The following is a 13,793-nucleotide window of genomic DNA, read 5'->3' as shown; positions in this document are numbered from 1 at the left end:
AGCCATGAACGATGCAAGAATAGACCGTCTCTATGAATTGCTTCCGGTCATTTACCGGATGCGGGACGCAGAGCAGGGCGAGCCGCTGAGAGCATTGCTGCAAATCATTTCCGAGCAGGTCAATCTGGTTGAAGATGATATTTATCAGCTTTATCAAAACTGGTTTATTGAAACCTGCGAGGACTGGGTGGTTCCCTATCTAGGCGAGTTGATCGGCTATGAGCCGGTACACGAAGCCGGCGAACCTTCGACCGGAGCGACCCGGCAAGATCAGCTCAGGAACAAGATCTTGATACCCCGGCGTGAAGTGGCGAATACGATTCACTACCGTCGGCGCAAGGGCTCATTGGCATTACTGGAACAACTGGTGAACGATATCGCGGGATGGCCGGCCCGTGCAGTGGAATATTACAAATTGCTCGGCTGGAACCAGGCGCTCAATCACTTGCACCTGGAACGCGGGCGTACGGTCGATTTACGCAACAATGATCAGTTGGAGCAGCTGGACAGTCCTTTTGATCAGATTGCTCATACTGTGGATGTGCGGCGCATCAATTCCGGGTTGACGGCAGGCCGTCATAATATTCCGAGTATCAGGGTATTTGTCTGGCGGCTCAAGGCTTACTCTGTTACCCAGACACCGGCTTTCTGCGTGGAAGCGGAAAGTCCGCATTGCTTCACATTCAGTGTATTGGGCAATGATGCGCCGTTGTTTGTGAAACCGGAACCTGAAACGGATCCGACTCATATTGCCGATGAATTCAATCTGCCGGTCTCCATCCGTCGCAACGCGCTGGTGAAGGACAGGGATCATCTGTACAGGGAGCAGGGTAGTTTTTATATCTGGACAGGGGTTAAAAACGGCAGAGTCATTGTTTCACCGGACAAAATCGTTCCGGCGGATCTGAGTGGCTGGCGATACCTTCCGCGTCGCGGTACGATCGCGGTGGATCCGGTACTGGGGCGCATCGCGTTTCCACCGAAAAGTGTGCCGAAATACGGGGTGTGGGTCAGTTATCACTATGGATTCAGCGCAGATATCGGCGGCGGTGAATATGCTCGCCAGTTGTCCCTGCCTGCTGATCATGAAGTATTTCGTGTCAGGCAGGAGGATGCATATACAACGATCAATGAAGCACTTAAGCAATGGAAAGAAACGAAACCCGCTCATGCGGTGATAGAGATCGATGACAGCCGGGTGTATGTCGAGCCTATTCATATCGAATTTGCCGAGGGTCGTCAAAGTCTGCAGCTGCGTGCGGCCAGCGGAAAGCGCCCGGTGATTCGGCTGCTGGACTGGCGGACGAGCCAATCGGATGCGCTGACCGTAACCGGCAGCAAAGGGGAGCGTTTTACGCTGGACGGCGTGATGGTTACCGGCCGGGGTGTTCAGCTCGATGGAGATCTGAAACAGGTGACAATTCGCCACTCCACACTGGTGCCGGGGTGGAGTCTGGACAGTGATTGCCAGCCACAGTGCATCACGGAGCCTTCCCTTGAAGTTTTCAGCCCACAGGTTTGTGTCGTGATCGAGCACAGTATCGTGGGTCCAATTCAGCTCGATCCGGTTTGGTCGATCCCGGATGAACCGCCAGAGACACAGCCGGATCATCCGGAAGAAGGGCAACAGACGCACTGCGTAGCGGACGAAAGGAATAGCCAGTCTGATCCGATTCGGTTATGTATCAACGACAGTGTGATCGATGCCACCCGCACTGATCGGGAAGCCATTGGTGGCCCAGGCTGCTCTATGGGACATGCGGTCCTAATCATTGCGCGCAGTACCATTCTGGGTCAGGTACAGGCGCATGCCATTGAATTGGGGGAAAACAGTATCTTTGCAGGACGTGTAATCGTCGCACGGCGGCAATACGGCTGTCTGCGGTTCAGCTACATCACACCGGGTTCACGCACGCCCTCCCGCTTTCAGTGCCAACCCGATCTGGTTGAGGGCGCAGTTGAACAGAATCTGCGGAAGCAGAAGAAAGCAGGCGGTGAAATCAAAGCCGATGAGATTGAAGCCGCCAAGGTCTGTGAACGGCTGCGTGTAAAACCTCAGTTCAGCAGTATGCATTACGGTATGCCGGCTTATTGTCAGCTGGCTTTGAATTGCGCGCAGGAAATCAAGCGCGGCGCGGAGGATGAATCGGAAATGGGCGTGTTCCACGATCTGTTTCACCCGCAGCGTGAAGCCAATCTCCGCACTCGCCTGGATGAGTATGTCCCGGCCGGAGCCGATGTCGGCATTATTTTTGCCAGTTAAATCCAGAATCAGGAGCATAACGATGAAAGGCGATTTTTCAAGGGATACTTTCAATGCCAAAAAACATTTCAGTCGCGTGCTGCAACAACAGGGCCGCGTGCAGCTGGATGCGGATACGAATGAACAAACAGCGATCCTGTTGCATTACCTGCGTACCCTGGCAGCAGATCTGATCGGATCGTATGCCGGGCCAGAAGGTTCGGATGGTTTCAAGATTTCTCTGACGGAAGATGAGAAGGATTTAAGCATTGGTGAAGGTCGCTATTATGTTGATGGCATTCTCTGCGAAAACGAAATAGATACCAAATACACAGAACAGGAGAGTTTTGAAAAGGATACCAAACTTCCTGATACACCTTACCTGGTCTATCTGGATGTTTGGGAACGGCATATCACCGCACTGGAGGACGACGAAATCCGCGAAAAAGCCCTTGGCGGACCAGATACCGCGACCCGTACCAAAGTGATTTGGCAGATTAAAACGCAGATTAGGTCAAATATTGGTGATTTAGCGCTAAATCCTGAAAGTTTGGATCAAGATGCATTGGCTGATAATTGGAAGAATTGGATCGAGCTTTGGCAGTCCAAAAATCGCGGATTATTAAGGGCACGTGTCAAGCCTTCAGAAAATTCAACCGAGCCTTGCCTGACTGCCCCTGACGCGAGATACCGGGGCCAGGAAAATCAGCTGTACCGGATTGAAATTCATCATAGTGGTACAGCGAGCGCAACAGAGACGAATGACGGTGATCAGGCAACTTTCAAATGGTCCAGAGACAATGGCGCGATCGTCACTGGATGCACAAAGAATGGCAAGGAATTAACTGTGGATAGTTCGCGCGGATTTACAGCCCCCGGATGGGTGGAATTAACTGGTAAAGCGCTGGAATTGAGAGGAGAGCCAGGGGTATTAGTCGAGATCGCCCAGATTGAAGGTAATATGCTGACACTGAAGACGAATCCAGTTTTACCACAGGGGATTGATGAAGAATCTCCTCTCTGGGTCAGGCGCTGGGAATCTGGTCCAATCTTGGTGACTGAAAGTTCAGATAATACTGGCTGGATCGGGCTGGAGAATGGCATCGAGATTCAGTTTATGCCGGTTGGTGGTGACAATCCTCCTTCTCATCGCTACCGAACTGGTGATTACTGGCTGATTCCTGCCCGGGTTGCTACCGGTGAAATCGAATGGCCTGAATCAGATGTCCAGGGCGTGCCACCCTTTGGCATCGAACACCACTATGCACCGCTAGCTGTAATTGGTAAGGATGATTCCAAGCTAGAAGATTTGCGCTGTAAATTTGCACCGCAATGGATCTGCTCCGACAAGAATGGAATTACTCCCAGTCTGCCAGACTCGTAACTGTCGTCAGCAAGTCATGTCGTGACGACATGACTTGTATGTTCAATACCCAGTTTATGCTGACCGCACATCCCCCAAAACCTAAAAAGGTTTTTTATCCTCCTGGGCATTATCTTCGGCTGATACAGGTGAAGATGTGATTCTCAGGAATCGTGCCATTCTCGTCAGCAATCCTCTGATCAGCCCCCACAGCTTTGGCAACAGCCAGATCATCAGGCCGATGAATACAATGAACAGTGCAATAAACAGGATCGGGTAGTGCAGCGCTGTCCATAATCCGCCAATCACCATCAAATCCTCGCTGATCGAAGCCGTCCAGTTGGTTACCGGTTCAGGTGAGGTGTTGATCATCAGGTGTGTTCCGGTTTTGGCGGCGTGACTGGTTGCCGCCGTACCGCCGCCGAGAATACCCGCGGCAATTTCCAGCGCGGGAGAAACATCTCCCACTGCGCCTGCTGCCAGCATGGCTCCGGCCGGAATACGCACGAAGGTCTGTAAAGCATCCGAGATACTGTCCACACCCGGTATCTTGTCAGCGAGAAACTGAACGAGATACATGACGCCTGCTGCCCCGATCACAAACGGATTTTCCAGTACTGACAGCTCATTTGGCAAAGTAATATTGCCGGTGACACCTCCCAGACCCAGCACCAGCAACGCGGCATACAGATTGATCCCACTCGCCCAGGCACTCCCCATGGTCAAGGCCAGCGTCGCAATCAGGGTTTCATAACCGTTCATTCAGTCAGCTTCCCGTTATTCCGTAAGAGATAGCGCGGGTGGGTGCAGCATGCGCTGCGCAAGTAATCCAGCCCCCAGCAGACCAGCCTTCGGATTCATCACCACATATACCGGAATCTTGCACACCAGCCCACTGTACCGCCCTTTGTTGCAAAATGCCTCAATAAAACCGGATTGTTGCAGAATCTGGATAATGCGTGGTGCAATCCCTCCCGCAATGTAGACGCCCCCCCGGCATAACCCGGCTAGCGCCAGATCACCTGCGTAAGCGCCATAAATCCCCGAAAATAGCTCCAGCGCCTGCAGAGCAAGCGGGTATTGGTGCTCAAAAGCCAGGCGAGTAACCGTTGCACCATCATCTCCATCCAGCGCGATACTTTTCAGATGAGAACCCGCTTCCGCATCGGCCTGCAAAAAATTAAAAATATGGGTCAATCCCTGACCGGAAAGCAGTCGTTCGATTGAAACCCGCTGGTATTTCGTCATCAGATATTTGAGTAATTCAATCTGAATGGCACTGGTCGGCGCAAAATCAACATGACCCGCCTCGGTAGCAAGTGGCTCATAGTATTGCCCGCGCTTGATCAGCCAGGCAACACCCATCCCGGTACCTGCTCCCAACACAACACGCATCGCGGAAGCAGAAGGCTTGCCAGCCTGCAGCACCACCAGATCATCCTGCGGCAGAATTTCGATAGAAGCCGCCGTCCCCTCGAAATCATTGACAATTTTCACAGCAGGGATCTGAAACTTTTCTGCAAGGGCAGGTGCACTGATCATCCAGGGCAGGTTTGTCAGATGCACCTGCTGATCTACAATCGGTCCAGCCACTGCCAAACAAACCGCAACTGGCTGACAGCCGGAGCGTTGTAGAAAATCCTCTAGGATGCTGTCAAAATCACCGTACTCACGGCTGTCATAACGATGTTCAAAATGAAGCTGGGCTTTCTCATTCTTTATTACAGCAGATCGCAACAGGGTTTTGGTCCCGCCAATATCGCCGTACAACAGATATTGATCCATCAGTTATCTTCCTCCCGACATAATTGATGACAAGCTCATCAGAACATGCAACTTCATTAGAACATGAGCCATGAAGAAGCTGGAAATCTCGTAGTAGAAAAAGTAATGCGGGCGGGTACAATAGACCCCCTGTTTTCCCGGATTTGCTGCCATTAATCCGGCCGACTCCGAACACTACCGGCAGGTTTACTCCGGATACCCGTTCATTCAGGGCACCCTTTAATCATAATAAAAAACAGGGAGGTATTGTGACAGATATCAACGGTGCAGGTGACTTGCTGTTGAAAAGCACACATTTGCAAATCAACGATGTGGTGGCCGAACTGCGCAATGTGCGCACTACCGCGCTTATCAACCGGCAAGGACATCTCCGGCCGCCCCGATTGCCTTCCCGCAAGGTGCTGGCCGGGATTATCGAAGGTCTGCGTACTGCATTATTTCCTAACCGGCTGGGCCCGTCCGATCTTGCAGTGGAAGGTGTTGATCATTACGTTGGCCATATCCTGAATTCGACATTACGCGCCCTGCTGGTTCAGATTCAGCACGAGCTGCATTTCAATGCAGGCACCGAGGAACTCGATCAGAAAAATTACGCGCAAGCTGTCGAGATCACCCGGACATTTGCCAAACGACTGCCTGCCATTCGTCGTCTGCTCGATGGCGATGTGCTGGCTGCCTATGAAGGTGACCCGGCTGCACCGGGAATTGATGAAGTGCTGGTGTGTTACCCCGGCGTTGCCGCCATTACCTGGTACCGGATGGCACACGAGCTATACCGTTCGGGAACACCGCTGATTGCACGCATGATTTCTGAAATTGCCCATTCGCAGACCGGCATCGAAATCCATCCGGGCGCACAGATCGGCGAAAGCTTCTTTATCGATCATGGTACCGGCGTCGTTATCGGTGAAACCACGGTTATCGGCAACAACGTACGCTTGTACCAGGCAGTAACCCTGGGCGCCAAAAGCTTTCAGGTGGATGAACACGGTTCACTGGTGAAAGGGATCGACCGCCATCCCATTGTTGAAGATGATGTTGTCATTTATGCGGGAGCAACCATTCTGGGGCGTATTACTATCGGAAAAGGTTCTACTATTGGTGGCAATGTCTGGTTGACGCGCAGCGTTCCCCCCGGCAGCCGGATCACTCAGGCGCAGACGCATAGCGATTGAAACGCAGCAATCACTATCAACGCACAACAACCATGTATTCCTTCCATACCTCCATTCATTCCTCCAAAAGCTGATTTGTAATGGAATGAATACGATCCAGCCAGGTAATCTGTTTGCACGCATCTTCCCGGGAACAACCAAGGCATACGCTCATCAGTGGTTTTTCACGGCAGCATGTATCTACGCGATACTCATCATCCCGCTGACCTTGCTGGCCAGGTACGGTTTTGGCCCTGCCGTACTGTCCGTACCTACCGGACACGCTTTTGAAATGCTGTTCGGTTTTGCCCCGGCGCTGATTGCAGGTTATCTGCTGGGGCCCATGCCTGCCCGACGGCTGGCGTGGTATCTGGGTTTCTGGTTGCTGGCAAGAATAGCAGGCCTGATTGCACCCTTTGCCTGGTCTGCGCTGCTATTCAATGCACTGTTTGCCCTGCTGCTTGCCCGGCAACTGCTCCCCCGCCTGTGGGCTGCAAAAAAATGGCGCAACCGCTCGCTCGTCCCGTTGATCGGGCTGATCTGCGCCAGCACTGTCGCGATCATTCTGGCTGCTCAGCTGGATAATTTTCTGCTGTATCGTTACCTGATCGATGAAAGTGTGCAGCTGTTTGCGTTGCTGATGCTGTTCATCGGGGGAAGAATGTTGGCCCCTGCCGCTGCCGGGGAATTCTATCGCCAGGGCATGGAATTGACCGCCAGAGTACAGCCCGATATCGAAGCAGGTTTAATCATTACCATTGCAGCCGCCTATCTGCTGGCGCCTGTAGCCGCCCCGCTTTCCGGCATGTTGCTGATTCTTTGCGGAACACTGGCAGGCATCCGCCTGTTCCGCTGGCAATTATGGCACTGCCTGGCACGCCCGGATCTGCTCTGCCTCGGGCTGGGCTATGGCTGGCTGGCACTGGGCCTGATATTACTGGGGCTGGCAAAACTGGATGGTGGCAGCCATTTCAACACTGCAGTGCACGCCATTACCGTAGGTGCACTGGGCACACTGGCAACGAACGTTATCGTGCGTGTGACGCTCCTGCACATCAGGCAATACCCTTCACGCATACCACAAATCGTTACCATGACAGGATGCATGTCGATCGCTGCCATGACACGCATGGCAGCAGATTTCAGTGATCACCGGGAAATATTGCTGATAGTAGCTGCATCCGGCTGGAGTATCGCCTTTTTGTTTGCGTTGTACGTTTTACTGAAAAGCCGGGGAGTACCGCGCGCGAAGCCAGCCAAAACACCGTTATCCGATCAAGACATGTCTGACGAAACCTCGGTAAATCCGCCCAAAACGGATTCTCACACGCCCTGAAAAGCCTGTTCAATATCAGCGATCAGGTCATCGATATGTTCAATGCCGACACACAAACGCACCAGATCAGCACTGACACCCGCCCTGGCCAGCTCTTCATCGTTGAGCTGACGGTGAGTCGTGGTCGCCGGGTGGCAAGCCAGTGTTTTGGCATCTCCAATGTTGACCAGCCGTTTAATCAGCATCAATCTGTCCATAAAGCGGGCGCAAGCCTCACGCCCTCCCTTGATACCGAAGCTCAGAATTGACGATGGAATGCCGCCATCCATGTATTTTTGCGCCAGTACGTAATCACGACTGTCTTCAAGACCGGCAAAGTTGACCCAACTTACACTGGGGTGCGCCTGCAGATAGCGTGCAATCGCCAGCGCATTGAAACAATGGCGTTCCATTCTCAACGGCAGCGTTTCAATGCCCTGCAGAATCAGGAAGGAGTTAAAGGGTGAAATCGCCGCGCCCATGTTACGCAGCGGCACCACACGCGCACGGCCGATAAACGCAGCCGGGCCAAACGCATCCACATACACTACACCGTGATAACTGGGATCAGGTTTGTTGAATTGCGGAAAGCGCGGGCTGTCTTTCCAGGGAAATTTGCCGGAATCCACAATGATTCCACCAATGCTGGTACCGTGACCGCCCATATATTTGGTCAGCGCATGCACAATAATATCGGCACCATGCTCAAAAGGGCGACACAATGCTGGGGAAGCCACGGTGTTATCCACGACCAGCGGAACGCCCGCTGCATGCGCTGCTTCAGCCAATGCCGCAATATCCACCACATTACCGGCCGGGTTGCCGATCGATTCACAAAAAACCATCCGGGTATTGTCATCAATCGCATCCGCAAACGCATCCGGATTACGCCCATCCACCATACGCACTTCAATGCCCTGATTTGGCAATGTATGACAAAAGAAATTGTAGGTCCCGCCATACACCTGGCTGGTGGAAATAATATTGTCACCCGCCTTGGCCAGGGTCTGCACACAGGCTGTAATGGCCGCCATGCCGGAAGCCAGTGCCAGCGCTCCCACACCGCCTTCCAGCAGCGCCACTCTTTCTTCCAGCACAGCGGTAGTCGGATTCATGATGCGCGTGTAAATATTTCCCTGCACCTTGAGATCAAACAGATCTGCCCCATGCTGGGTATCGTCAAAATAGTAGCTGGTAGTCTGGTAAATAGGCACCGCAACCGAATGCGTCTGTGGATCACCGGCAAAACCACCATGAATGGCAAGTGTTTCTCGCTTCATTATATTTTCCTCTTTCAAAGTAAACCGGAATCCCGGCTGTTGACTGGATAACATGCAATCCATCTTAAACCCAAACAATCTATCAGATGGTACCTGATGCACGCTACACACCCAATTGCATCCTCCATTTGTGATATTTTATAAAATACTGGACTCCATTTTTTACAGCCTGCTCCACCACCACTTACTTCAATCAATCTTGGGATTGCATGCCGATATTGTCATCGATAACCAAAATAAAGCCATGAAAAAAGAATTTGAGCGCATTCACCAATGTGATAGCAGCAAGCTGCCCTGGAAAAAGTGGGGCCCTTATCTGAGCGAACGACAGTGGGGAACGGTGCGAGAGGACTACAGTGATAATGGTGACGCCTGGAATCATTTTCCGCACTCACAGTCCGGCGCCCGCGCCTATCGCTGGGGAGAAGATGGCCTGGCCGGGTTCAGTGATGACCGGCAGCAACTTTGTTTTGCACTGGCACTGTGGAACGGATGCGACCCGGTATTGAAAGAGCGTCTGTTTGGCGTCACCAACCCGCAAGGCAATCACGGCGAGGACGTCAAGGAATATTATTTTTATCTGGATGCCACGCCCACCCACAGCTATCTGCAATACCTCTACAAATATCCGCAGGCTGCTTATCCTTACGCAACGCTGGTTACCACCAACGAGCAACGCTCCCGGCAGGAAGCCGAATATGAGCTGCTGGATACCGGTGTTTTTGATGAAAATCGCTATTTCGATATTTTTGTGGAATATGCCAAAGCAGATCCGGAAGATATTCTGATCCGGATCAAAGTCATCAATCGCGGACCGGAAGCTGCAGCCTTACGGGTGTTGCCAACCCTATGGTTCCGCAATACCTGGTCGTGGATGCCCGGATCAGTCAAGCCGCAGTTACGGCAGGCAGCAGATGAACGCAATTGCCGGACAATCCACGCCAGTCATCCTGAACTGGGGGATTATCAGCTGCACTGTGCCGAAGCGTCTGCGTTGCTGTTTTGTGAGAACGAGACCAATGCCTGGCGACTGTTTCACGGCAATAACGCCAGCCGCTATACCAAGGACGGCATCAATAATTGTGTCGTCCTGGGAGATACGGAAAGTGTTAACCCGGCAGGCCACGGCACCAAGGCGGCGACTGATTACACGCTGAACATACTGCCCGGTGAAACCCGGGTCATCCGCTTGCGTCTGTGCCGGGAACACGCGGTTGCCTCAGACAAGATTTTTGCCGATTTTGACAAGCAAGTCGACCAGCGAAAAAAAGAGGCAGATCAGTTCTATCTTGCACTGACAGAAAAAAAACTGGGCAAAGAGCAGCAGCGCATTTTGCGGCAGGCACTGGCAGGCATGGTGTGGACAAAACAGTATTATGAATATGACGTAAAACACTGGCTGGATGAACACGATCCAAAAAGTACGCGCAACAGGGAGTGGAACCACATGCAGTGCCACGATATTCTTTCTATGCCGGATAAATGGGAATATCCATGGTTTGCTGTGTGGGACTCGGCATTCCACTCGTTGCCGCTGGCCATGATTGATCCGACCTTTGCCAAACAGCAACTCAGCCTGTTCCTGGATCATCGTTACCAACATCCAAGTGGACAGATTCCGGCTTATGAATGGAATTTCAGTGACGTAAATCCACCTGTTCATGCCTGGGCTGTTTATATGGTCTACCGGATCTGTCAGGATTACCACAAGCGCCATGATCTGGCATTTCTGAAGACCGCATTTGCCAGCCTGGAGAATAATTTCAACTGGTGGGAAACGCACCGGGAGCCGGACAAAAATGTTTATGAAGGCGGTTTTCTGGGGCTGGATAACATCGGCGTATTCGACCGCAGTGCGGCACTGCCTACCGGCGGACACCTGGAACAATCCGATGCGACCGCCTGGCTGACCCTGTTTTCGCAGAATATGCTGCAGATTGCGCTGGAACTGAGTCTGCATGAAGCCGATTATGAACAGCGGGTGCTGTCCTATTTGAACCGCTTCATGGCAACTGCTGCTGCCATGCAGGATATCAGCAATGAGCACCGCGATATGTGGGATGAAGAGGACGGCTTTTTTTACGATGTCCTGCGTTTCCCCGACGGGAGTTCCACCCGGATGAAAGCGCGTTCACTGCTTGGATTGCTGCCTTTATGCGCAGTAACCGTGATCGAGAAAACTGTGCTGGATCAGCTGCCACAGTTCGCCAAGCAGTTTGATGCGCTGGTCGACCGGCGCAGTCATTTGACGGCACATATCTTCTGCCCGAACAAGCGTGGCATCGCCGGGCGTCGGCTACTGGCCATCATGGATGAAGACAAACTGCGCCGGGTACTGACCCGGCTGCTGGATGAAGAAGAATTTCTCAGCCCCTATGGTATTCGCTCTCTTTCCAAATATCATCAGGAACACCCATATCAGTTCCACTGGGAAGGACAGACGTTTACCGTTGCATATCAGCCAGGAGAATCAGATTCGGAGATGTTTGGCGGCAATTCCAACTGGCGCGGTCCGATCTGGATGCCGATGAATATCCTGATTATTCGCGCGCTGCTGACGCTGTATACCTATTACGGAGAGAATTTTCTGATTGAATGTCCGGCCCGCTCGGGTGTGCAGCATAACCTGTTTCAGGTTGCCAGAATGATCGCCGGACGGCTGCTGCGCATCTTTCTGCCGGATGAATACGGCAGACGGCCGGTGTTTGGCGGTGCGGAGAAATTCCAGTCAGACCCGCACTGGCGCGACCATCTGCTGTTTTATGAATACTTTCATGGCGAAGATGGTTCCGGGCTCGGTGCCAGCCACCAGACCGGCTGGACGGGAACATTGGTAACACTGCTCATGATTTTTGGATCCCTGGAACAGGAAGATCTGGCAGAGGCAGGTATGCAGGAAATCGCAGCCGTGCTGGCAGGAAACTGCGGTTCATAAAACTGCAATCCATCTGCCTGATTCCATTTCCAAATCAAAAATGACACGAAGGTGAACCACAGACAGTATAAATAATACGGCAAGGCAAGCCGACAAAGTCAGTCTTGATTTAGAAATGGAATAATTACTACTGGATAAAAATAAATGTCCACCCCTGCTTATCCACTCCTTTATCAGCTCAATGCTCGCGTTCGACAGCATAAGCTCTCGCACAACGCGGCGTCACCGCTGCCACTGAACGACTGGCCGGACAGCGAATGGGACCGGCTGGCTGAACTGGGGTTTGACTGGCTCTGGCTGCTCGGTGTCTGGGAGACCGGACAAGCGGGGCGTCAGGTCTCCCGCACACAACCTGCCTGGCAGGATGATTTCAAAGCCTGTCTGCCAGATCTGACCGAAACAGATATTTGCGGCTCCCCTTTTGCCGTCACCCGTTATCAGGTTGCAGAAAAACTGGGCGGGAACGCGGCACTACAGCAGTTACGCAGCAAACTCAATGCACGCGGGCTGCGCCTGATGCTCGATTTCGTTCCCAATCACACCGCACTGGATCACGCCTGGGCGCAGACCCATCCGGAGTTTTATATTCACGGGACACGGGAAGATCTGGCACGCGAACCGCAAAACTACATTGCACTCGGATCTGATGCTGCAGATTCAGCACCACAGATTTTTGCCTATGGCCGTGATCCCTATTTTGCCGGCTGGCCGGATACGCTGCAGCTCGATTACAGCAACCCGGCGGTGCACCAGGCCATGCAGGCAGAACTGCTGAACATTGCACAACTGTGTGACGGTGTACGCTGCGACGTGGCCATGCTGTTATTACCGAAAATTTTTGAACGTACCTGGCAGCGCTCCGCGTCGCCTTTCTGGCCCTCAGCGATCCAAACAATTCGCGCACAGTTTCCGGATTTTCTCTTTCTGGCGGAAGTGTACTGGGATCTGGGATGGGCCTTGCAGCAGGATGGATTTGACTACGCTTATGACAAACGCTTGTATGATCGTCTGCTGGCGCAAACAGCCCATCCCGTGCATGCTCATTTGACAGCCGATCTGGATTATCAGCGCAAACTGGCCCGGTTTCTGGAAAACCACGATGAACAGCGTGCCGCCACGGCCTTTCCCGCAGCGATACATCAAGCAGCCGCCATCACCACCTATCTCTCGCCCGGTTTGCGTTTTTTCCAGGCCGGACAGCTGACAGGCAAGCGCATACACACCTCGATCCATTTGTGCCGGGCTCTGGAAGAATCAATTGATCCTGAACTGAACATTTTTTATCAGCAATTACTGCAGATTCTGCGTAAACCATTGCTCCGCAACGGGGATTGGACGCTGCTGCCCTGCCTGCCCATCCGGGAAGCTGACAACAGCTGGGAAAACTGTATTGCCTGGCAGTGGCGGCAGCAAGAAAAGGACGATGCACTGCTTGTTATCGTCAACTACGCCCCGCAACCAGGCCGATGTCGGCTGGAATTCACAGAATCGCCACGGGAAACGAAAACCAGCAACTGGCAGAGTCTGATACACCCGGATGAATCGTTATCCGTTCAGCAGGAATCTGTTACCCGCCTGTATTTTGAACTGCCTGCCTGGAGATATCGCGTTCTGCAAAAACAGCCGGTTCTTTAACATCGAAACAATACGGATTAACGCAAATTGCCGACGCACCAAAAAACAGTGGTAATCCAGCGATCGGTCGCTCGCATGGCAAAC

9 protein-coding genes are annotated in these 13,793 nt (G+C 52.6%); 6 read left to right on the top strand and 3 right to left on the bottom strand.

The window, feature by feature from the left end; genetic code table 11:
• Positions 1 to 4: 4 nt before the first annotated feature.
• Positions 5 to 2,263 (top strand): hypothetical protein, encoded by a 2,259-nt coding sequence (locus ABO04_RS09475; protein ID WP_160810433.1) that lies wholly within the window; start codon positions 5 to 7, stop codon positions 2,261 to 2,263.
• Positions 2,264 to 2,285: 22 nt separating this feature from the next.
• Positions 2,286 to 3,626, top strand: a complete 1,341-nt coding sequence (locus tag ABO04_RS09470; protein ID WP_160810432.1) for a DUF6519 domain-containing protein — start codon at positions 2,286 to 2,288, stop codon at positions 3,624 to 3,626.
• An 81-nt stretch (positions 3,627 to 3,707) separates the two neighbouring features.
• Here ABO04_RS09470 and ABO04_RS09465 read toward each other — a convergent pair whose 3' ends face one another.
• Together ABO04_RS09465 and glk are read right to left on the bottom strand one after the other, a co-directional pair.
• The gene (locus tag ABO04_RS09465; protein WP_160810431.1) at positions 3,708 to 4,367 is read right to left on the bottom strand and encodes a DUF4126 domain-containing protein; all 660 of its coding nucleotides are present in this window, start codon (positions 4,365 to 4,367) and stop codon (positions 3,708 to 3,710) included.
• A gap of 15 nt (positions 4,368 to 4,382) precedes the next feature.
• A complete protein-coding gene (gene glk / locus ABO04_RS09460; protein WP_160810430.1) occupies positions 4,383 to 5,390 on the bottom strand; it encodes a glucokinase in 1,008 nt (335 codons plus the stop codon).
• Positions 5,391 to 5,638: 248 nt separating this feature from the next.
• On the opposite strand from glk, the gene epsC reads away from it, so the two are divergent.
• Positions 5,639 to 6,565, top strand: a complete 927-nt coding sequence (epsC, locus tag ABO04_RS09455; protein WP_160810429.1) for a serine O-acetyltransferase EpsC — start codon at positions 5,639 to 5,641, stop codon at positions 6,563 to 6,565.
• 85 nt (positions 6,566 to 6,650) lie between these two features.
• Positions 6,651 to 7,880: an NnrS family protein gene (locus ABO04_RS09450; RefSeq protein WP_160810428.1), complete on the top strand. Its 1,230-nt coding sequence runs from the start codon at positions 6,651 to 6,653 to the stop codon at positions 7,878 to 7,880.
• Here ABO04_RS09450 and ABO04_RS09445 read toward each other — a convergent pair.
• Positions 7,868 to 9,139, bottom strand: a complete 1,272-nt coding sequence (locus ABO04_RS09445) for an O-acetylhomoserine aminocarboxypropyltransferase/cysteine synthase family protein (RefSeq protein ID WP_160810427.1) — start codon at positions 9,137 to 9,139, stop codon at positions 7,868 to 7,870. The two genes, ABO04_RS09450 and ABO04_RS09445, sit on opposite strands and share 13 nt — an antisense overlap.
• 244 nt (positions 9,140 to 9,383) lie before the next feature.
• Between ABO04_RS09445 and ABO04_RS09440 the strand changes: the two genes are divergently transcribed.
• Both ABO04_RS09440 and ABO04_RS09435 read left to right on the top strand, forming a co-directional pair.
• Positions 9,384 to 12,074 carry a glucosidase gene (locus ABO04_RS09440; protein ID WP_160810426.1) on the top strand — a complete coding sequence of 897 codons (2,691 nt, stop codon included), beginning with the start codon at positions 9,384 to 9,386 and terminating at the stop codon, positions 12,072 to 12,074.
• A 144-nt stretch (positions 12,075 to 12,218) separates the two neighbouring features.
• Positions 12,219 to 13,709, top strand: coding sequence for an alpha-amylase family glycosyl hydrolase (locus ABO04_RS09435; protein WP_160810425.1), 1,491 nt, complete (start codon positions 12,219 to 12,221; stop codon positions 13,707 to 13,709).
• The last annotated feature ends 84 nt before the right edge of the window (positions 13,710 to 13,793 follow it).

This window comes from Nitrosomonas sp. HPC101 (assembly GCF_009833125.1).
Classification (GTDB): domain Bacteria; phylum Pseudomonadota; class Gammaproteobacteria; order Burkholderiales; family Nitrosomonadaceae; genus Nitrosomonas.
This window is presented reverse-complemented; position numbering and strand designations above follow the sequence as displayed.